Raw genomic sequence first — 19,637 nt, 5'->3', positions numbered from 1 at the left:
TCTATGAGTTTAAGGAGTGGCGGCGGTTGGATTGAATGCCGGCGCGGCAATGTCGTCCAGCTTGAATTGGGTCAGGGCAGTGGCTTGTCCGGTTCTGATCGCATTTTGATACGCGTTGCGCGCTTCGTCCAAACGATCCATTGCTAGGTATAAGTCGCCTTCCAACTCGTCATAACTCGCGGCGAATCCCTCCAGTTTAGCGGGGTCCACGGCCGCTATTAATTTCAAGCCTTCTTCGTATTGGCCGGTTGCCAGCATCAACTGTATTAAACGCAGGCGAGCAACGTGCTGTAACACCCCGCCGCCGGAATTCTGTACTTGCTGCTGCAAAATGGCCTTTGCGGCCTCCGGATCGCCTTGTTGCACCTTGCTTTTGGCTTTTTCCAATGCAGCGAAGCGGGCATAAGCTAAGGAACCGTAGTCGACCGCTAATTGATCGGCCAATTTTTCAACGGCCGCGTTGTCGTCCTTGGAAGCACTGTCCAGCAGATTTTGATAAAGCCTGGAAGCTTCGTGGCGTTGCTCCAAACGATGGTTTTGCCAGAGATTCCACCCGGTTACCAGTACGATAGCGGTGATTACGCCGGCAATTAGCGAAGTGTTATTGGCATCCCACCATTTTTTAAGCTGTTCGAGTTGTTCTTCTTCGGTATCGTAAATAGCCACGGTATTTCTCGGGTTAGGGTTTATACAAAAGGTTTGTTGTTGCGCCAATCGGTCAGAGTCCGGATAAGAGCGTCATGACTCAAGTTGATTTGTTCCTGCTCGGCGCGTAGCGGCTTTAACGCGACTTCTCCGCGTTGCGCCTCATCGTTGCCGATGATAATCGCAAATTCGGCGCCGGATTTATCGGCCTTTTTCATCTGGCTCTTGAAGCTACCGCCGCCGCAATTAACCTGTAGTTTCAAGCCATCGATCCGGTCGCGTAATTTTTCGCTCAACATCAGGCCGGCTTTTTCGGCTTCGTCGCCGACGCGTACCATGTAAACGTCTACGCCGGGTGCTATGTTCACGCTGTCGAGTTGTTCGACCAAAGCCAGAATGCGCTCCATGCCCATCGCAAAGCCGATCGCGTGGTTTGCTTTGCCGCCTAGTTGTTCGATCAGGCCGTCGTATCGGCCGCCCGCGCATATGGTGCCTTGGGCTCCGAGCTCGTCGGTGACCCATTCGAACACGGTTTTGCCGTAATAGTCCAGGCCTCGAACCAGGCGGGTGTTCAATTCGTAGGCTATGCCCAAGTCGCCCAGCATGGTTTTCAGCTTGTCGAAATGGTTCAGGCTGTCTTCGCCCAAGTGTTCCAACAGAACCGGCGCTTCGCTGAGCATCAATTGCATGTCCGGATTCTTGCTGTCGAGAATGCGCAAAGGATTGGATTCGAGGCGGCGCAAGCTGTCGTCGTCCAAAACGTCGATATTGCGCTTGAAATACTCGACCAGATGATCGCGGTAGGCGGCGCGTTCGTCGGTAGTGCCTAGCGAATTTAATTGCAGCACGACTTTGTCGCGTATGCCGAATTTTTTCCATAGCCTGTCGGTCAGTTGGATCATTTCCGCATCGACATCGGGGCCCGGCATACCGTAGGTTTCGACACCCAGTTGATAAAACTGGCGGTAGCGGCCTTTTTGCGGACGCTCGTGCCTAAACATCGGGCCGTAATACCATAAACGGTGGCTTTGATTGTGCAGCATGCCGTGTTCCAGACATGCCCGAAGACAGCCGGCCGTGCCTTCCGGACGCAAAGTTAAAGAGTCGCCGTTTCTGTCGTCGAAGGTATACATTTCCTTCTCGACGATGTCGGTGACTTCACCGATAGAGCGTTTGAAAAGCTCGGTTTTTTCAACGATAGGTAAGCGGATTTCCTGGTAGCCGTATGCGGCCAAGACTTGACGTGCAAGATGTTCCAGCCACTGCCAATACGGGGATTGTTCGGGCAGAATGTCGTGCATCCCGCGGATGGCTTGAATAGCCTGTTGATTTTTTGCCATAAATATTTGTTGCCGCTAAGTTACTTGCTAATTGCGGATTTAACTTGCATCGCCTCGGTCGAGGTCGGGAAGGCGTAAATTAAGCGTTCTTTGTAATCCTCGGCGTTTTGCTGATTGCCCAAAGCGCGTTCTGTTTGAAAACCGAGCCATAACGTTTCGGGAGTGTGTTTGGCAGTCGCCGCGTAACGTTCCAGAAAAGCGCGTGCCGACATGAATTCCTGATTGTTATAGCTGATCTTTGCCATTTCCTTCAGGGCGAGCGTATAGCTTGGATTTATCTGTAACGCCTTGCGGAAATAGAGTTCGGCTTGAGCCGGGTCGTTTCGCTGTAATTGACATACGCCTATATTGCTCAGGGTCAACCAGGAGCGTTTGTTGTAGGGCGACTCGAGCGATTCCTGCAGTAGAGTTAAACCTTTTTCTTGCTGGCCGCGTTCACACAGAAAACGGCCGTAATTATTTTTGGTGTCATAGTTGTCGGGCGCGCGTTTAATGGCGGATTGATAGAAATTCGCCGCTTCTTCGTCGTTCTTCACGCGCTCATTATAGATCGCCAAGGCATTCAGGATTTCCGGGTTGCCGGAGTCGAGGTCGTAAGCCTTTTCGAGTTTTTCCTGAGCCACGTCCAGCAGGTTTAGTTCCATGTAGCGCACGCCCATTTGCAAATTCAGGTTGGCTTCTTCCTCGTTGCTCATGCCATCGCCGCCGAAGTCGGGTAGAAGAGCGCACGAGCCGGTAGTGACGCAAGCGATTACAAAAACCAGAAAACGCAAACGACGTTTAAACAGCATGGTTCGGATTCCTTGCCGCTTGCAATTTTAACTGGCGGCGGCTTTTATCCCGGACCTGGCCGACCAGTTGGCCGCAGGCCGCGTCTATATCTTCGCCGCGGGTTTTGCGTATGGTCGTGACGATGCCGGCATTATGCAATATGTCCCGAAATTTCAATATCGTTGCCATATCCGAACAGCGGTATTGCGACTGCGGGAACGGATTAAACGGGATCAGATTGACTTTTGACGGCACGTTTTGTAACAGCTTGACTAAGGTCTTGGCGTCCTCCCGGCTATCGTTGACGCCGGCAAGCATGACATATTCGAAAGTGATATGTTTGCGCGGACCTATTTTGGCGTATTCGCGGCAGGCTTCCATCAACTCCGATAGAGGATATTTTTGATTGATCGGCACCAGTTGGTTGCGCAAGGCGTCGGTTGGCGCATGCAACGATACGGCCATACTGACGTCGCAGACCTCGCCCAGGCGGTGCATGGCGGGCACGACGCCGGAGGTGCTGACGGTTACCCGGCGTTTGGACAAGCCGAACGCGAAGTCGTCCATCATCAGATTCATCGCCGCAACCACGTTGTCGAAATTCAACAGAGGTTCACCCATACCCATCATCACAACGTTGCTGATGCGGCGTTCCGGGCCCAAGCGCTGCTGGGCCAGGTAAAGCTGGCCGATGATTTCGCCGGTCGTCAGGTTGCGGTTGAAGCCCTGCTGGGCGGTGGAGCAAAAACTGCAAGCCAATGCGCAGCCGACTTGCGATGAGATGCACAGGGTGGCCCGGCGTTCTTCCGGGATGAAAACGGTTTCGATCCGATTGCCGCAATAGGTTTGCATGGCCCACTTGCAGGTGCCGTCGGACGCCAGTTGTTCGGCCACGATTTCCGGCGTCTTGATTTCACAGTGTTCTGTCAAATGCGTGCGCAACGTTTTGCTCAGGTTGGTCATCTGGTCGAAATCGGTGACGCCTTCCTGATAAAGCCACTTCAGCAATTGCGTGGCGCGGAACGGTTTTTCGCCGAGTTCGACAAAAAAGGCCTGCAGGCCTTTTCTGTCGAAATCCAGCAGATTAATCAACGCCGGTTTAGCGGATGCGGTCGCAGAGTTCATCGGCGGAGAAGAAATAAGCGATTTCCCGTGCGGCGGATTCAGGTGCATCGGAGCCGTGAACGGCATTTTCGTCGATGCTGACCGCAAAGTCGGCGCGGATGGTACCGGGAGCGGCTTCTTTAGGGTTGGTAGCGCCCATCAGGTCGCGGTTTTTCAATACCGCGTTTTCGCCTTCCAACACTTGTACAACAACAGGGCCGGAGATCATGAAGCTGATCAAGTCTTTGAAAAAACCGCGTTCTTTATGCTCGGCATAAAAGCCCTCGGCTTGTTCTTGGCTCAGTTGCATCATTTTCGATGCGACGACGCGCAAACCATTTTTTTCGAAGCGGCTGACAATTTCCCCAATCACGTTTTTAGCGACTGCATCAGGCTTGATGATTGAGAAAGTGCGTTCAATTGCCATTAGTTAAACTCCAGTTATTAAGGTTAAGGATAAAAATCGGTACATTATAACGCGTTTAGATAGACAGTTTTTCCACGCGTTTGTCGCCGCCGTAAAACCAGTTTACCAACATGCGGGAGCCGGTAATCGCGGAGAACATCGAGGTCAAAATACCGAGCGATAGGACTACCGCGAAGCCTTTAACCGGACCGGTGCCGAAACCGAACAGGAGCAGGGCGACCAGCAGCGTAGTGACGTTGGAATCCAAAATCGTTCCGAAGGCTTTTTCATAGCCGACATAGATACTGGCTTGCGGGCTGTTACCGTTACGCAATTCCTCGCGTATGCGTTCATTGATCAGCACGTTGGCGTCCACCGCCATACCTACGGTCAATACAATGCCGGCCATGCCCGGCAGGGTGAGGGTGGCTTGCAACAGCGACAGAATGGCGATCAACATGACCAGATTCAAAATCAGGGCAAAGTCGGCGATCAAGCCGAAGCTACGGTAGTAAATCGCCATGAATATCACAACCAGCAGGAAGCCGATATTGATCGACAACATGCCTTGGTCGATATTTTCTTGGCCTAGGCTGGGGCCGACGGTACGTTCTTCGACGATTTCAACCGGGGCGGCCAAGGCGCCTGCTCTCAGCAGCAATGCCAAGTTGCGGGCGTCGTTGGTGCTATCGAGGCCCGTAGTTTGAAAACGCTTGCTGAAAGAGTCGCGTATCGTGGCGACGCTGATGACTTTTTCGATTTTTTCTTTGTGTTGGACTTTTTGGCCGTCGACGACGCGGGTTTCCGATTTGTGTTCGATGAACACGACCGCCATCGGCTTGCCGATGTTTTCTTGGGTGATTTTGCCCATCTTCTTGGCGCCGACGCCATCCAGCGTGATAAATACAGCAGGATGGCCGTCCTGATCCAGGCCGGAGGACGCATCGGTGATTTGGTCGCCTGTTACGATGACCGAGCGTTTCAATAGCACCGGCAGGCCGTTTTTGTCGTAATACAAGCGGCTGCCGACCGGCACGCGGCCATTGACGGCGGATTGAACGTCATGCTCTACATCTACCAGCCGGTATTCCAATGTGGCGGTGGTGCCCAACAATTCTTTTGCGCGGGCGGTGTCCTGTACACCCGGAAGCTGCACGACAATGCGGCTACTGCCTTGTTGCTGAATGATGGGCTCAGCCACACCCAACTCGTTGACTCGGTTGCGTAATGTCGTGATGTTTTGTTCCAGCGCCGACTTTTTGATCGCGGCGATTTCGCGCTCCGACATAGTCAACAAAAATTCGTTCGGTCCGCTTTCCACCATGTCCAGATTACGAAAGTCCTTGTTCAACACCTCGGCGGCAGCGGCCCGGTTTTCTTCGTCCGGCAGTACCACTTTAATACCGTCGGCTTCTTTGCTGACGGATTGATAACGGACTTTGGCTTGGCGAAACGCGCTACGTATATCGTTGTTATAGCGTTCGTCGGCTTGTTTCAACGCGGTATCCATGTCCACTTCCAACAAGAAGTGCACGCCGCCGCGCAAGTCCAGGCCCAGATACATGGGCTCCGCGCCCAGCGCTGCAAGCCAGCTTGGGGTAGAAGGGGCTAGATTTAACGCGACAGTGGCTTGACCGGACGTTTTGTTCCTGAGCAAGTCGGCTGCCTTTAACTGATCATCCGTGTTATTAAAGCGGGCCAGGATTTTTCCATTTTCAAATTCGATGGCTTTCGCGGTTAAACCCGCTTGCTTTAAGTTGCCGGCCACCTCATCGGCTTGGCTTTGCTGTAATGGGGTGGTGGTGCTGGATGCCAGCTGCACTGCCGGATCGTTACCGTAAATATTGGGGAGGGCGTAAAGAATACCGAATATCAAAACAGTCAGGACCAGGATATTCTTCCAAAGCGGGAAATGATTTTGCATAGGACTATATTAAAAAGCAGTGACAGCTTTGCGGTAAGCAAAGATCAGAATGTTGAGTGTCTAAGCGTATAGCTGCAGATTAAACTTTAGGTTTTTTATTAAGCGTTTTGTATGTGCCTTTCGGCATCATGTTTGCTATCGCGTGGCGCTGAACCTGAATGAAGCTGTTTTCCGCGACTTCCAGTTTGACGAAGTTGTCGTCTAATTCGGCAACTTTGCCCAAAATGCCTCCGGTGGTGACTACTTCGGAACCTTTAGTCAGCGCCGCGAGCATTTGTTTTTGTTCTTTGTTGCGTTTGGATTGAGGGCGAATGAATAAAAAATAGAAAAAAATCAAAATACCCAATGGGAATAACATGCCCTCGAAACCTGGTTGTTGAACGGCTGGTGCGGCTTGGGCCATTGCATCAGAGATAAAAAAGCTCATCGTTAACCTCTTAAAATTATTATCGTCGTGTTGTAATAGATGTTTGGCCGGCGGCCAGAGAGTTGGCCATTATGCCATACTCGCAAGGATTCTCGCATGTCGGTTTGATTTTTAAGTTGTCATCAAAAACAATGACCTATGTGTTCGCCTAGTTTTACCGGCTTGCCGGCAGTCAGATTCCGATCCCAAGCGCATTTATCCTCGCCGAATAGCATGATAACGGTCGATCCCATATTGAATCGCCCCAGCTCCGCGCCTTTTTCCAAAACCGGTGGATTTTCTTGGTAATGCCAGGTTTTCGTTTTGCTGATGGTCGGCGGCGTTACGACGCCATGCCAGACCGTTTCAACGCTGGAAACGAAAATCGCGCCGACTAGCACCAGCGCCATAGGGCCGGCCTCGGTATCGAACATGCAAACGACGCGTTCGTTACGGGCAAATAGATTGGGTACGCCTTCCGCCGTCGCATTGTTGACGCTGAACAGACGGCCGGGGATATGTACCATTTCCTTTAATGTGCCGGTCAGCGGCATGTGTATACGGTGATAATCTTTCGGTGACAGATAGATGGTGGCAAACAAGCCGTTTTCGAATACTTTAGCGCGTTCGGCATTGCCGCCTAGCAATTCCAATGAGCTGTAGCTGTGACCTTTGGCTTGAAAAATCCGGCCGTTTTCGATTGGCCCGGCCTGGCTGACGGAACCGTCGGCGGGGCAGGCAATGGCATCCGGGGCCGGCGCAATTGGACGAAGGCCGTCTTTTAATTCGCGAGTAAAAAAGTGGTTAAAGCTGGCATAGTGGTCCGGATTTGGATATTTCGCCTCGTCCATGTCGACACCGTATAGGCGGATGACGCTCTGAATAAACAGATTTTTCCACAGGGTGTTTTCGCAATGGGTCAATTTGGACATCAGCGCGGATAAGGCATGATGCGGTAAGGCGTATTGCGGTAGAACAGTCAAAAGATGTTTTAAGTTCATAGTTCAGAGTCGGGCGTTTTCCCGCTAATAAAATAAGCAAAGGCAATGACTTCGGCGACGGCTATGTAGAGTTCCTGAGGGATTTCGTCGCCAAGGGGTATTTGCGCCAAGACCCGCGCGAGTTCCGGCTCATTTTGCAGCGGCACGCCGTGTTTCTCCGCGATGGCCAGGATTTGCTGAGCGGTAAAGCCTTCGCCTTTGGCGGTGACTTTAGGGGCGTTCTTGCCGTCGTACTGCAGGGCGACGGCGATATCGGCGTTATAAAAGGTTCTGCCGCTCACGCTTGAATCAAGGGAGGTTGACTAAAACCGGTGCCTGCCAACCGGGATTGCGGTGCTCGGCGACCACAGTGGTATAAATGCCTCCGCGCACGTTGAAATCAGCGCGCAGGCGCATGAAATTGGGTGAAATCGCGGCGGCGATGTGATCCAAAATCTCGTTGGTGACCGCTTCGTGAAAGGCGCCGCGTTCGCGGAAGGTCCACATATACAGTTTCAAGGATTTCAACTCGACGCACAGTTTGTCGGGCACGTATTCGATAAGCAATTTCGCGAAGTCCGGTTGACCGGTCATCGGGCATAGGCAGGTAAACTCCGGAATGTCGATGCGGATCGTGAAATCGCGTCCGGGTCTGGGATTTTCAAAAGTGGTGAGGTCTGAACTAGGTTTTGTGGTCATTGCATTGTTTGTTAACTCGAATGGTGTCGGCCGCTCAATTGTGCATCGGCGGCCTCAGAGCCGGAATTTTACCAGCTATCGGCGCGGAAGAAATTAAAGTTTGATTTCCATGATTTGTGGAAAAAGCATATCGCTGTCGAGCCTGGCGCTTTCATTCGAATGAATTGAGATCGCCTATGGATTCGTCCCCGATCAATAATCAAGTCCAAATTCGCAGCCGAGATCAAGCCGAGGAGGCAGGCGGTAAAGAATATCAGGGTAAGCCAACACCGGACAAAGTTAGCCTTCGTTTTGTATCTTCGCCAGATCCGGGGTGAATGTTGAACGAAAATGTCGCGATCGCGTAAATAAAGCCAAAAAGAAACGGAACCGATCGTCCTAAAATATCCAGGGCAGCAGGTTCCAGCTTCTGTTGCAATAGTCCAGATAATCAGTTCCGAATGCCCGTAAAAGCATTTTCTCCTCGATGTCGATACGGGTTTTGATCGACCAAAAATTAGCGGCGGTCAGCGACAACATGCTAAGGACATCTCCCATCGCCAAACCGGCTGCCGTTAATGCCAGTAATAATCCGGTGTACGTCGGATGCCGGATCCGCCGGTAAAGTCCTTCGGTGATCAAACGGTGTTGCCGATGTATCGTCACATCGGTCGAAAAAAAAGATCCAAGCTGACGAATTGCCTGGTACCTTATTGTCAGGCCTGCGGCGAACAACAGTAAGGCCACCAGTTGCCGCGGTAGGTAGTCTATCGGAATCGGCAGCCAAGCTCGCTGTTTAAACCATAAAGCAAAGCCTAAACTGATCACTATGCTGAACCGGATTCGTGTTTGCGAATTTTCCTCGCGCTGCATCCAGTTTGGCTCATCTCGGCCGGAATTAAGCGACAGCTTAATTTCCGAAAATATCCAAAGCAGACAAAGCGTAAGCCATAGTAAGCGTATCGAAGTCATGTAATACCCGGATCCATGATAAGCCTTCCATAACATAACCGATTTTGCCGGTGCCATGAAAAAGATCATCGAGTTAAAACATGTATACAAACATTATCCGCAGGCCGGCATTATGCAAACCGTGTTGCACGACATCAACCTGGACATTTTTGCGGGCGAATTCGTTGCCATAGTCGGCCCCTCAGGAAACGGCAAGTCAACCTTGTTGAATCTGATGGCAGGCATCGATCATCCCAACCGGGGTGCGGTCATCGTCAACGATTCGGCCCTGCAAAGCCTTGGCAACGAAAAACTGACCCTGTGGCGCGGCGCCAATGTCGGTATCGTGTTCCAGTTCTTTCAATTATTGCCGGCCTTGAATCTGCTGCAGAACGTTGTGTTGCCGATGGATTTTTTGGGTAAGTTATCTAAACGCCAGCGGCGGGAGAGAGCGCTGCAATTACTGGATCGAGTCGGATTGGCCGAAGCCGCCGACCGTCTACCCGGCCAAGTTTCCGGCGGTCAGCAGCAGCGGGCGGCGATCGCCAGAGCGTTGGCCAATGATCCGCCCTTGATCGTCGCCGACGAACCGACCGGTAACCTGGATGCGGCCACGGCCGGTACGGTATTCGATTTGTTCACGCATCTGAAAGACCAAGGCAAGACCTTGGTCATGGTGACGCATAATGAAGATTTGGCCGATGCCGCAGACCGTAAGCTGGAGATTCGCGGCGGTAGAATTCATGCCGACATGGCGGCTGGAGAAATCGGTTGAATGTTTTGCGGCATAAATTGTGGGCCGACCTTTGGCAAGACAAGGCCGGAAGTTGGCTGGCGATCGCCAGTATCGCAGCCGGCGTGTTCTGTGTCGGCACCTTGTTCGGTATGATCGATCTACAGCTCAGCCAAATGGATGAGTCGCACCGCCTGTCGCAGCCATCGCATATCAGCCTGATTTTGCGTCGGGATGCGGAAGTAACGCTGCTGGATAAAATAAAAGCCTTGCCCGGTGTGGCCGGGGTCGATTATATGACGCAGCTGAGCGTGCGTTTTCGTAAACCCGGCGGCGGCGATTGGCAATTGGGCACCTTGATCGTGCGGCCGGATTATGGCGGGCAGCATTACGATATCAGCAGCTTAGAGGAAGGAAACTGGCCGGATAAGGGGCGAATCGCCGTTGAGAACCTGTCGGCGAGTTATGCCGGCATTGTTATCGGCGACGAATTTGAGTTCGAAACCAATCAAGGCTCAAGCATCTTAAAGGTAAACGGCATCGTGCGGCATCCCTTCGTCAAGCCTCCGAAATTCGGCGGCCAATTGCATTTTTTCGCCGATGCTGCGACAGCCGAAGCTTTCGGTGTTCCTGCCGAAAGTTTTAGACAACTATTGGTACGCGTGCTTGAACCTTATGGCGAAGATAGGGCCAGAAAGCTTGCAAGCAAAATTCGGCTATTACTCAGTCAGCACGGCATCGCAGTTAACGTGACTTTATTGCAAGACCCGGAGCGGCATTGGGGCAGGCCGTTTATGGCCGGCATCAATTTTGTGTTGCAGGTCATGGCGGTAGCGTCCTTGGTTTTAGCTTGCGTGTTGATCTTCAATACCGTGTCCGCACATGTCGTCCGACAAACCGATCAAATTGGCGTCATGAAAGCCTTGGGGGCTCGTTCGATTACCGTTGCCGGTTTATATTTGTCGGAAACCTTGCTGTTGGCGTTTTTGGCGATTGTATTGGCCTTGCCTGCAGCATTGTTTGCCGCCCATTTCAGCTCCTGCAAAGTGCTGAGCCTGTTCAATGTCGCTTGCGATAATTACAGCTATTCGGAACGTGCCGTCGCATACACGGTGTTCGGAGGCCTGTTAATGCCTCTTTTTGCGGCAATAGGCCCTGTCGTGCGAGGGGCTTCGATGACGGTCAGGGTCGCGATTGCCAGTTACGGCTTGGGCGGCGAATTCGGCCGAAGTCGGTTGGACAGGATGGTCGAGTGGTTCGGCATGCGTTTCTTGCCGACCATCTACGCGGCGGCACTCGGCAATCTGTTCCGGCGGAAAGCCAGGCTGCTGCTGACCCAAAGCGTATTAATCGTGGCGGGCGGCGCGTTTTTGTTGTTGACCAGTCTCGTCGCATCGTTGAATTTGATGCTGGATAGGGAAATGGCCCACAGCCGCTACGCGGTGCGCCTGGGGTTTAGTACGGACCAATCCGCGGCCCGAATCGAAGATGTGCTTGATGATGTCGATTCGTCCGCGACGTTCGAAACCTGGCTGCGTCAGCCGCTGGAGTTAAGCAAAAACGGCGAACAGCTGAGACAGAAGGGTAGCCTCGGTTTGCAGTTGATGGCTTTGCCGGCGCAAAGCCGGCTGTATGAGCCGCTGATTCAGCATGGCCGTTGGTTTCGGGCCGGCGATATGGGCGACAAAGTTTTGATCATCGGAGCCGACACCGCCGCGGCGAACGGCATCCGGCCCGGCGATGAGGTCGGGCTACGTATCGGTTCCTCGTGGCAAACTTGGAAGATAATCGGTCTATATCGCTGGCTGGCCGGCAACGGTTACGCAGTGGAACCGGTTTATGCGCCGCTGGAAACCGTGCAAGCGCTTAGCGGACGCGCAGATCAAGCTTCTTTTGCGTTGATAGCCGCGGACGTAAACAATCCGGCGGACGAAGCCGACTATTTGCGTCGACTGCGGCAAGCCTTCGAAAAGCAAGGCGTCAAGCTTGACGCCTACACGACCCAGGGCAAGCTGGAACAACGGCAATTCGTCCGCAATCAATTCGATTCGGTCATCGGCACCTTGTTAGGGTTGGCGGCGATGATAGCGGCTGTCGGCGGCATAGGTCTGTCCGGTACGCTAGCGATAGGCGTTTTGCAACGCCGCCGCGAGATCGGCGTACTACGCGCGGTCGGCGCGCCGGCCAGAGCGGTATTTAGTTTGTTTTTGTTGGAAGGCTTGTTACACGGCGTCGTTGCCTGGTTGATCAGCGTGCCGCTGGCTTACTTGGCGGCGGAACCGATTGCCAAAGAATTGGGCAAGATTTTGTTTGGTATAGCATTAGATTTCGTGTTCGATTTCAATGCTGTTTTTTACTGGTTAGGCGTCGTCTTGCTGCTGGCTTGGGGTGCGTCGTACTGGCCGGCACGGAAGGCTGCTCGGATGACGGTTAGAGAGAGTTTGAGGTATTGAGTCGGTTTTGCTTTACAACGGAATATGTAGAACTCCAGTGAGCAGTATGCCGCCGTTTGGGGGAGTGTAGGCACGAAAAGCCGGGAGCGCTGGTCTAGTGATCTGGGTTCGGATGTCCGATGAAACCATCTGCGGCCAACAGCAGATGTAAGCCGGGTAACTTTGCCCACCATTTCAATCCGCACGGGTACAAGCAGCGGTGCCTACCGGGCTTTATGGTTTTCCATGCGATACCTTCGTCAGGACACGGTCAGTTGGTTTTTAAAGGGGCGCCGTTTTTGTCTTGGTGTTTTTTCTTGTTTTTATTGATTTGAGCCAGGAAATATTGATCGTAGCTCCAGTCTTGGCGCGGTAAGGGTGTTGCTGGTGTTTGTAAGGTCATTAGCATGCCTTTTTGGGATGGATGTGTCATAGATAAGATGTTTGAATTGGCTTTTGGACTGACGCCGAAATGGGCGATAGGATGTTAGATTTATTGGTCCGTCATCTGTTCGGCTAACGTTTAAGTTAGTCATCGATGGGTGCGCGGTTCGGAATTAGGTAGGCCGGAATCTTTGCGATATAAGATTCCGGCCTTCACATTTAGATTATGGTGACTTCTTCAGCCTGCGGGCCTTTAGGGCCGCGGCCCAGTTTGAATTGTACATGTTGACCTTCATTCAGCGTTTTGTAGCCGCCATTGGAAGCCAGAATATTTCTGAAATGTACGAATACGTCCGGACCTTGTTTTTGTTCGATAAAGCCGAAGCCTTTGTCTGAATTAAACCATTTAACGATACCGGTAGTTGTTGTAGACATAATAAGTCCTATAAAAATTAAATATTTGGATAAACCTTAACTCAATTAAGGCGAATAAAGCTGGTAAATGCGTGAATTACGAAATGAAAAACAGGACGAACAACTACAGACGAGAGATCGAATTGGTAAACAAAGGTAAAGCGTATTTTCTAGCCGAGTTCCATTGTAGGCTAATTCGCATGGTTGTCAATCTAATCTATGCAAATGCCGGCATTCCTTTATTCTCGACGCAGAAACGCCGACATTTTTTGTAAGCCGCGAAATAACTTAGGTTCATAGCCTAACCATAAAAATGGTCAAATCCAACGCATGCATTTCAGATGGGTGCTGCCGTCAAAAGCGCTAAAAAACTATTTTTTAGTAAAAAAGTAAATGTCACCATATTTGCCTTTTAGCGTCATGCTTTTATCGTCTTTTTCTATTAAAGTAAATGTGTCAAATTTATCCGACCGTCCTAACAACGCTACCTTTAACTTACCGTCCTCAATCTCATAATTGACGGGTGGTTGGTCATAATAAGTTCCGTCACGAGGAATATGGGTAATGGTGACCGAGCCATTCTTGAAAGTCCAAGTGTCCTCGCGCTTGATGATTTCAGTGCTGGTCGTTGATTTTTTAGTGTGGTCCAATTTCCAAGAACCGATAACATCCTCTGTGGATTTCAAAAGGCTTTCGGCTATTACGGAAGAGGTTAAGAAAGATAAGCTAAGGAAAAGTAAGGCAAAATTTATTTTTTTCATTATTATTCTCCAAATGCCAAAATAGGCTTATCCGATTCTACTCTCTAATTAAGGGTGCTAAAGGAAATTTGTTAAATCCTTATTTAACGGTGTTTCTGATGGGAGTAGGGTTGAGGGTTGGGCGAATGCCGTTAGGCGTTCCGCCTTGCGAGGATTATGTATTTGTGTGAAATAACACACCATATGGGTTATTCACATATATTTGCCGAATTGCCTTCTCCGTTAAGATCAAACCATAGGCGTATTACGTAATTGTTGTTGGCATATTATTAGCTTCGTTTGGACATCGAGCCTGACGAGTGAGAGCAATGCAGATGTTGCGCGACCGCTGTTTGGAACGGTTAATAATTTTACTCTGATGAACGGTGACATTCCACGACACAGTAACGTCTGGGCCGTTGCGCCTGGTAATGTTGCTGCGGTAACCATACCTTCACCTATCTGCTTGTTCGGTGGTGTCATTGCCAGCCTCATTGGATTTGGCCGTCGTAAATCCGCCTGATTATCAAAGGTACGCGCATAGCAATTGCCAAGGACGGTTACCTTCCATAACTTTCAATTCATTTCGTTTCGACCGTCGTTGGAATCGTTTGGTCTCCAACGCGCTTGATCGCAGACACTGGATTACAAAGTTCGGCGACTACTAAAGTTCGTTTTTTGCAATTGCTGGTCAAAATTAGAAAGTCCCCGTTTGTCGAAGCACCGGGCGCCGGATGTTTGACAGGATAACTTTTTGGGGCGATGCAAACATGCATGGCGTTCTACTTACGGGTTGGGAAGTCTATTCGAAATCTCCGTTCAAATCTGACGAGCGCAAATTTGCCGGGAGCGAATTTAACGGTTAACGGCTGGCTAGGGTGCGGGAACTAGTAACGGTTTTCGTAATGAAAGTATCCAGGCCGTTGGCCCGGCAGATTGTCAGAACAGATGCTTTGCATGTGACGGAGTGAGAAGTATGGATGTTTTGTTGAAAACCGACTCAAACATCATCGCGATAGTTACACAAACCTCGCCTTCGCTCAGGCCTCTTTCCTCAGCGAGAGGGGTTGTAAAGGTTATTTCAAATCCGCCAAAATCTTGTCCCTGACCAATTGCCCCGACAGCACCACCATGGGCATGCCGCCGCCGGGATTCACGCTTCCGCCAACGAAATACAGGTTGGAAAACCGGCTGCTGCGTTGCGGGGCTTTGAAGCCCATATTTTTCCAGCGGTCCGCGACGACGCCGTAAATCGAACCCAGGTTGGAATAGTATTTGGACTGAATATCCGGAGGCGTCCAGCATTCCTCGCTGACGATGTGTTTGCGTAAATCGCTCAGGCCCATGCGCTCCAATTTGATCAGCACTCGTTCGCGCAAGGCCCGATAATCGTTGGCCGCCAACGGTTTTTCCGGGTCGATGTGCGGGATGTGCGGCAGGATTTTGATGATTTCGTGGCCTGCCGGGGCTTGGGTCGGATCGGTCTTGCAAGGAGCGACGAGGTAGATGGTCGGATCGTCGGACAGGCGATGGTTTTTGAATACCGCATCGAAATGTTCGCGCGGACGGGCCGAATAGAAAAAGTTGTGGTGGGCCAGCTGCGGGTAGATGCGGTCCACGCCCAAATGCAGCACCAGGCCCGAACAGCTGGGCTCGAAGCGGCGCATTTTTTTCAGCTCGCTTTGCGGGCTGTGCAGCAGGTGTTGCATGGCCGGAATGACTTCCATGTTGGATACGACGATGTCGGCTTTCAGCATTTCGCCGTTTTGTAACGCAACGCCGCTGACGCGTCCGCCATCGACTTGTATTTCGGCGACTTCGCTATTCAATCGAATGCTTATCCCCAGTTCCAAAGCCAGTTTTTCCAGAGCCTGGGCCAAGCCGTACATGCCGCCTCGCACGTACCACAGTCCGTATTCGTATTGGATATAGGGTAGCAGGTTCATCAACGCCGGCGCGTCGTAAGGCGAAGAGCCGACGTATTTGATGAAGTAGTTCAGGATGTCGACCAGTTTCGGGTTGGAGATGAAACGCCGGACGCCTTGATCCATGCTGCGGAACACGTCGAACTTCAGGCTGCGCAAGGGGCCGTAGAATTTGAACAGTTCCCAAAAGGAATCCAGGCCCTTGGCGAAATAGCCGGCTTCGGTTTCCTGGCCGAGTTTTTTCGCATAAGCCATGAAACGTTCGAATTCGGCGGCGGTATCGGTGCCGAGTTTTTCCAGTTCCAGCCGCTGCCTGACTGAGTCCGTGCACAAGTCGACGACCGTGCCGTCTTCGAAGAAATTGCGCCAATGCGGTTCGACTCGTTGGATTTCGACGTAATCGGCCATGTTTTTGCCGGCGCGTTCGAACAGCGCCTGGAATATGTGCGGCATCGTCAGGATGGACGGTCCCAAGTCGAAGGTAAATCCGTCCTTGCAAAGGACGTTAAGTTTGCCGCCGACTTTATCGTTTTTTTCCAGCAGATCGACCTTAAAACCTTCGCTTGCCAACGAAATCGCAGCCGACAGGCCGCCTAGGCCGGCACCGATCACGACGATTTTAAGCGCTTCGGATTTTGGCATTTTCATTCTCTCCATTTCCAAGGCAGCATCAGTTGCAGGTTATGCCAGGCCTGATTCCAATCGATGGCGGAATATTCCCTAAAGGCTTGCAAGGTTTGCGAATTGCGGCGGGCGCGCTGCAGCCAGATACCGCCGCCGTAGACGAAGTCCAAATAACTCTTGAATTGTTGGTAACGCCGGCCGCTATAAGGAAACCAGTTGGGCTCCTTGGGCAGGCGGCTGCGGTTGGTGACGCCCGCTACCGGATAGGTGAAATTGAGTAGGCCTTCGGCGCCGTGATAACGGCCGAAGCCGCTGTTTTTGACGCCGCCGAACGGCAGGCCGGCGTGACCTATGTTTTTCAAAACGTCGTTGACCACCCAGTTGCCGGTTTCGATGCGCTTGGCGACTCGCTCCGCCTTGCCGATGTCTCGACTCCAAATGCTGGCATTCAAACCTTGTTCGCTATCGTTGGCCAGTTGCACGGCCTGGTCCTCGTCGTCGAAGGCCATGACCGGCAGCAAGGGGCCGAAGGTTTCCTCGCGCATGACTCGCATGCCGTGGTGCACGTTCCGCAGTACGACCGGTTGAACGTACGAACCATTGCATAGCAATGGCCCCGAAGCCACGGCGCCTTGGGCAAGGGCGTCGTTGTAATGAGCCCTGACCACCTCTATCTGCCCACTGCTGGTCATGGCGCCCAAATCGCCGAACTCGCCGTGTCCGACACGTAATTCGGCGACACCGTTAAACAGTAATTGCAAAAATTCTTCGTGGCATTCCCGCTGCACATACAGGCGTTCGACCGAAACGCAGGCTTGGCCGCTGTTGGAGAAGGCGCCGTACAACGCCGCATCCGCCGCCCGGTTTAGGTCCGCATCGGCAAACACGATCATTGGATCTTTGCCGCCCAATTCCATGATGACCGGTATCGGGTGCCGGGCTGCTCGTTTCATAACGGAGCGGCCGGCGGTCAGAGTACCGGTAAACAATACCAAGTCGGGTCTTGCGTCTATTAACTGCTGTCCGGTTTGGCCGTTGCCCGCGGCCCATTGCACCAGATCGGGCGGGAGATTCAGCTTGCTGAATAAATCGATGATTAATTGTCCAAGAGGCAAGGACAGTTCCGAAGGTTTCAATATGACCGCGTTGCCGGCGAATAAGGCCGTCAATGCAGGTGCCAACGACAATTGAAACGGATAATTCCACGGCGAAATGACCGCGACGACGCCGTAGGGTTTGCGATCAATCCGGGCAGTCGAGGCCGGAAAACTCTTGGGAGAGGTAGCGACATTGGCCGGAGCCAGGATGGTTGAGGCGTGTCGTTGGTAATAACGACATAAATCCAAAATCGGATAAATTTCGCCTAACAAGGCTTCGGTGCGGACCTTGCCGGTGGTTTGTACGATCAGATCGCAGATATTGTCCGTTTCCGATAACAGCAGGGGGATCAATCCGGCCAATATTTTCGATCGACGTTTGACCGGCACTTCGGCCCATTCGACGCTTGCTTGGCGAGCGGCCTGCATTTTTTGCCGTATCGCCTCGGCCGACGTGATTTCGAATTCGCCGATCAATGAGCCGTCGATAGGCGAGATGGCTTTGATTGCGCTCATGTGTTCTTCAGCCAGCGGCTTTGGCCGATTTCCTTGAACGCCACGCGATGTTTTTTGCTGATCAAATTACTGGAAATCCGCGCCGATTCGTAGATAGTCGGCAGGCCGCTGCCGGGATGAGTTCCGCCGCCGACCAGATAGCAGTTGGCCAGCTCCTCGAAACGGTTATGCGGCCGCCAGTACAACATCTGGCTGAATTTATGCGACAGGCTGAAGGTCGCGCCTTTGTAGACGTTTTCTTTCGTTTCCCAGGTTTGTGGCGTGATGATTTTTTCGCATTCGATATGCCGGCGAATGTTGTTGAGTCTCAGGCGGATACTCAGCATGTCCAACACGCTTTCGCGTACGGCCTCTACCCGGGTAGGCCAGTCCAAACCGCTGTCGTTGTTCGGCATAGGCACCAATACGTATAAGGTGGATTTGCCGGCTGGTGCCAAGCTCTGGTCGGAAACGCACGCGTTTTGCACGTAAAACGAAAAATCGGAGCTTAAGGTTTTGTTTTTGAATATGTTTCGGATATTGGTGTGGTAATCCTTGGCGAAAACGATGCTGTGATGCGGGAGATCGAAAATCTTATCCAGACCGAGATACAGCATGAAAGTAGAACAGGAATATTCGAGTTTTTTCAAACGTTGATGGTCGTATTTGTTCAGCGTGCCGGGGATCAACAAATGGCTCATGGCATAGGCAAAGTCGGCGTTGATCACAACTTCATCGCCGCGAACCTGATCGCCGTTCGTTAACGTAACGCCTTTGCACGCATGGTTCTCTACGATCAACGATTCCACCGGACTGTCGGTGTGAATATTGCCGCCGTTTTCGACTATGACCTTGGCCATCGCGGCCGAAATACGGTTCAAGCCGCCTTTGACGTGATAAATGCCGTAATCATGCTCAAGATAAGGCAACATCGTGAACAAGGCCGGACACTCCCACGGCGACATGCCTAGGTACTTGGATTGGAATGAAAATGCCAGGCGCATTTTTTCCTGATTAAAATATTGTCCCAAATTGTCGAATACGGTTTTGGGGAATGCCAGCCAAGGCAATGCCTTGATCAAGTCCAGCGACAAAAACGACGCCAGGCTCGAGTAATCGCGGGTGATGCAGGGATAAAGATGGCTAAAGCGCCTACGTTCGTTGACAATAAAATGATCGTAGCCCGAGCTGCCTTCGTCGAACACCCGGTTCAATTCTGCGCGCATTTGATTACGGTCGGAATAGACCGACAAGGCTCTGTCGTCATAGACCAGCCTATACATCGGGTTCAAGGCTTGAAACTCCAGATAGTCCTCACTGCGCCGCTCGCATAATTCGAACATTTCGTCGAGGACGCCCTTCATCAATAGAAAGGTCGGACCGGTATCGAAGGTGAATCCGTTTACCTTTATCGCGCGGTTGCGGCCGCCGACTTCGGCGTTTTTGTCGAATACTGAGACTTTAAAACCGCGCTGGCTCAACAGCATGCCTGCGCAAAGACCTCCGGGGCCGGCGCCGACGATGATGATGTGTTTCGAGTTAGACATGATGATTATTGTATCTGGAGGGCTGCTCAAATTGCCTTAAT

Annotated in this window: 19 protein-coding genes; 2 read left to right on the top strand and 17 right to left on the bottom strand. The window is 51.9% G+C overall.

The window, feature by feature from the left end:
- Nucleotides 1-9 precede the first annotated feature (9 nt).
- The 11 genes from ACW73I_RS17300 to ACW73I_RS17250 all read right to left on the bottom strand — a co-directional run bounded on the left by ACW73I_RS17300 (nucleotide 10) and on the right by ACW73I_RS17250 (nucleotide 9,226).
- Nucleotides 10-666: a YfgM family protein gene (locus ACW73I_RS17300; RefSeq protein WP_458030679.1), complete on the bottom strand. Its 657-nt coding sequence runs from the start codon at nucleotides 664-666 to the stop codon at nucleotides 10-12.
- A gap of 20 nt (nucleotides 667-686) precedes the next feature.
- Complete coding sequence (hisS, locus tag ACW73I_RS17295) at nucleotides 687-1,985, bottom strand: histidine--tRNA ligase (protein ID WP_458030678.1); 1,299 nt, start codon at nucleotides 1,983-1,985, stop codon at nucleotides 687-689.
- A 20-nt stretch (nucleotides 1,986-2,005) separates the two neighbouring features.
- The gene (gene pilW, locus ACW73I_RS17290) at nucleotides 2,006-2,776 is read right to left on the bottom strand and encodes a type IV pilus biogenesis/stability protein PilW (RefSeq protein WP_458030677.1); all 771 of its coding nucleotides are present in this window, start codon (nucleotides 2,774-2,776) and stop codon (nucleotides 2,006-2,008) included.
- Nucleotides 2,766-3,881, bottom strand: a complete 1,116-nt coding sequence (gene rlmN / locus ACW73I_RS17285; protein ID WP_458030676.1) for a 23S rRNA (adenine(2503)-C(2))-methyltransferase RlmN — start codon at nucleotides 3,879-3,881, stop codon at nucleotides 2,766-2,768. Before rlmN ends, pilW begins: the two co-directional genes overlap by 11 nt.
- Nucleotides 3,856-4,287, bottom strand: coding sequence for a nucleoside-diphosphate kinase (gene ndk, locus ACW73I_RS17280; protein WP_458030675.1), 432 nt, complete (start codon nucleotides 4,285-4,287; stop codon nucleotides 3,856-3,858). Before ndk ends, rlmN begins: the two co-directional genes overlap by 26 nt.
- Before the next feature lie 55 nt (nucleotides 4,288-4,342).
- Nucleotides 4,343-6,190, bottom strand: a complete 1,848-nt coding sequence (secD, locus tag ACW73I_RS17275) for a protein translocase subunit SecD (protein WP_458030674.1) — start codon at nucleotides 6,188-6,190, stop codon at nucleotides 4,343-4,345.
- Nucleotides 6,191-6,269: 79 nt separating this feature from the next.
- Nucleotides 6,270-6,617, bottom strand: coding sequence for a preprotein translocase subunit YajC (yajC, locus tag ACW73I_RS17270; protein WP_458030673.1), 348 nt, complete (start codon nucleotides 6,615-6,617; stop codon nucleotides 6,270-6,272).
- A gap of 122 nt (nucleotides 6,618-6,739) precedes the next feature.
- A complete protein-coding gene (gene asd / locus ACW73I_RS17265) occupies nucleotides 6,740-7,597 on the bottom strand; it encodes an archaetidylserine decarboxylase (protein WP_458030672.1) in 858 nt (285 codons plus the stop codon).
- The gene (locus tag ACW73I_RS17260) at nucleotides 7,594-7,878 is read right to left on the bottom strand and encodes an EscU/YscU/HrcU family type III secretion system export apparatus switch protein (protein WP_458030671.1); all 285 of its coding nucleotides are present in this window, start codon (nucleotides 7,876-7,878) and stop codon (nucleotides 7,594-7,596) included. Before ACW73I_RS17260 ends, asd begins: the two co-directional genes overlap by 4 nt.
- A gap of 7 nt (nucleotides 7,879-7,885) precedes the next feature.
- Nucleotides 7,886-8,275 carry a preQ(1) synthase gene (gene queF / locus ACW73I_RS17255; RefSeq protein WP_458030670.1) on the bottom strand — a complete coding sequence of 130 codons (390 nt, stop codon included), beginning with the start codon at nucleotides 8,273-8,275 and terminating at the stop codon, nucleotides 7,886-7,888.
- A gap of 378 nt (nucleotides 8,276-8,653) precedes the next feature.
- Nucleotides 8,654-9,226, bottom strand: a complete 573-nt coding sequence (locus ACW73I_RS17250; RefSeq protein WP_458030669.1) for a methyltransferase family protein — start codon at nucleotides 9,224-9,226, stop codon at nucleotides 8,654-8,656.
- Between the two features lie 55 nt (nucleotides 9,227-9,281).
- Between ACW73I_RS17250 and ACW73I_RS17245 the strand changes: the two genes are divergently transcribed.
- Together ACW73I_RS17245 and ACW73I_RS17240 are read left to right on the top strand one after the other, a co-directional pair.
- Entirely contained in the window at nucleotides 9,282-9,980 is a 699-nt protein-coding gene (locus ACW73I_RS17245; RefSeq protein ID WP_458030668.1) for an ABC transporter ATP-binding protein, read from the top strand.
- Nucleotides 9,977-12,391, top strand: a complete 2,415-nt coding sequence (locus ACW73I_RS17240) for an FtsX-like permease family protein (RefSeq protein WP_458030667.1) — start codon at nucleotides 9,977-9,979, stop codon at nucleotides 12,389-12,391. The genes ACW73I_RS17245 and ACW73I_RS17240 overlap by 4 nt, the downstream gene beginning before the upstream one ends.
- Before the next feature lie 250 nt (nucleotides 12,392-12,641).
- On the opposite strand, the gene ACW73I_RS17235 is transcribed toward ACW73I_RS17240, so the two are convergent.
- The 6 genes from ACW73I_RS17235 to ACW73I_RS17210 all read right to left on the bottom strand — a co-directional run bounded on the left by ACW73I_RS17235 (nucleotide 12,642) and on the right by ACW73I_RS17210 (nucleotide 19,596).
- Nucleotides 12,642-12,803, bottom strand: coding sequence for a hypothetical protein (locus ACW73I_RS17235; RefSeq protein WP_458030666.1), 162 nt, complete (start codon nucleotides 12,801-12,803; stop codon nucleotides 12,642-12,644).
- 170 nt (nucleotides 12,804-12,973) lie between these two features.
- Nucleotides 12,974-13,189: a cold-shock protein gene (locus ACW73I_RS17230; protein WP_458030665.1), complete on the bottom strand. Its 216-nt coding sequence runs from the start codon at nucleotides 13,187-13,189 to the stop codon at nucleotides 12,974-12,976.
- Between the two features lie 350 nt (nucleotides 13,190-13,539).
- Nucleotides 13,540-13,929 carry a hypothetical protein gene (locus ACW73I_RS17225; protein ID WP_458030664.1) on the bottom strand — a complete coding sequence of 130 codons (390 nt, stop codon included), beginning with the start codon at nucleotides 13,927-13,929 and terminating at the stop codon, nucleotides 13,540-13,542.
- Nucleotides 13,930-14,984: 1,055 nt separating this feature from the next.
- Nucleotides 14,985-16,475, bottom strand: coding sequence for a phytoene desaturase family protein (locus ACW73I_RS17220; protein ID WP_458030663.1), 1,491 nt, complete (start codon nucleotides 16,473-16,475; stop codon nucleotides 14,985-14,987).
- Nucleotides 16,476-16,477: 2 nt separating this feature from the next.
- The gene (locus ACW73I_RS17215; protein ID WP_458030662.1) at nucleotides 16,478-18,070 is read right to left on the bottom strand and encodes an aldehyde dehydrogenase family protein; all 1,593 of its coding nucleotides are present in this window, start codon (nucleotides 18,068-18,070) and stop codon (nucleotides 16,478-16,480) included.
- Entirely contained in the window at nucleotides 18,067-19,596 is a 1,530-nt protein-coding gene (locus ACW73I_RS17210) for a phytoene desaturase family protein (RefSeq protein ID WP_458030661.1), read from the bottom strand. Before ACW73I_RS17210 ends, ACW73I_RS17215 begins: the two co-directional genes overlap by 4 nt.
- Nucleotides 19,597-19,637: the final 41 nt, after the last annotated feature.

It is taken from the genome of Methylomonas sp. MgM2, from assembly GCF_054172045.1.
This window is presented reverse-complemented; position numbering and strand designations above follow the sequence as displayed.

Coding starts and splice junctions, on each gene's coding strand:
- hisS (WP_458030678.1), bottom strand. CDS start 1,985: ATGGCAAAAAATCAACAGGCTATTCAAGCCATCCGCGGGATGCACGAC.
- pilW (WP_458030677.1), bottom strand. CDS start 2,776: ATGCTGTTTAAACGTCGTTTGCGTTTTCTGGTTTTTGTAATCGCTTGC.
- rlmN (WP_458030676.1), bottom strand. CDS start 3,881: ATGAACTCTGCGACCGCATCCGCTAAACCGGCGTTGATTAATCTGCTG.
- ndk (WP_458030675.1), bottom strand. CDS start 4,287: ATGGCAATTGAACGCACTTTCTCAATCATCAAGCCTGATGCAGTCGCT.
- secD (WP_458030674.1), bottom strand. CDS start 6,190: ATGCAAAATCATTTCCCGCTTTGGAAGAATATCCTGGTCCTGACTGTT.
- yajC (WP_458030673.1), bottom strand. CDS start 6,617: ATGAGCTTTTTTATCTCTGATGCAATGGCCCAAGCCGCACCAGCCGTT.
- asd (WP_458030672.1), bottom strand. CDS start 7,597: ATGAACTTAAAACATCTTTTGACTGTTCTACCGCAATACGCCTTACCG.
- queF (WP_458030670.1), bottom strand. CDS start 8,275: ATGACCACAAAACCTAGTTCAGACCTCACCACTTTTGAAAATCCCAGA.
- ACW73I_RS17250 (WP_458030669.1), bottom strand. CDS start 9,226: ATGACTTCGATACGCTTACTATGGCTTACGCTTTGTCTGCTTTGGATA.
- ACW73I_RS17245 (WP_458030668.1), top strand. CDS start 9,282: ATGAAAAAGATCATCGAGTTAAAACATGTATACAAACATTATCCGCAG.
- ACW73I_RS17235 (WP_458030666.1), bottom strand. CDS start 12,803: ATGACACATCCATCCCAAAAAGGCATGCTAATGACCTTACAAACACCA.
- ACW73I_RS17230 (WP_458030665.1), bottom strand. CDS start 13,189: ATGTCTACAACAACTACCGGTATCGTTAAATGGTTTAATTCAGACAAA.
- ACW73I_RS17225 (WP_458030664.1), bottom strand. CDS start 13,929: ATGAAAAAAATAAATTTTGCCTTACTTTTCCTTAGCTTATCTTTCTTA.
- ACW73I_RS17220 (WP_458030663.1), bottom strand. CDS start 16,475: ATGCCAAAATCCGAAGCGCTTAAAATCGTCGTGATCGGTGCCGGCCTA.
- ACW73I_RS17215 (WP_458030662.1), bottom strand. CDS start 18,070: ATGAGCGCAATCAAAGCCATCTCGCCTATCGACGGCTCATTGATCGGC.
- ACW73I_RS17210 (WP_458030661.1), bottom strand. CDS start 19,596: ATGTCTAACTCGAAACACATCATCATCGTCGGCGCCGGCCCCGGAGGT.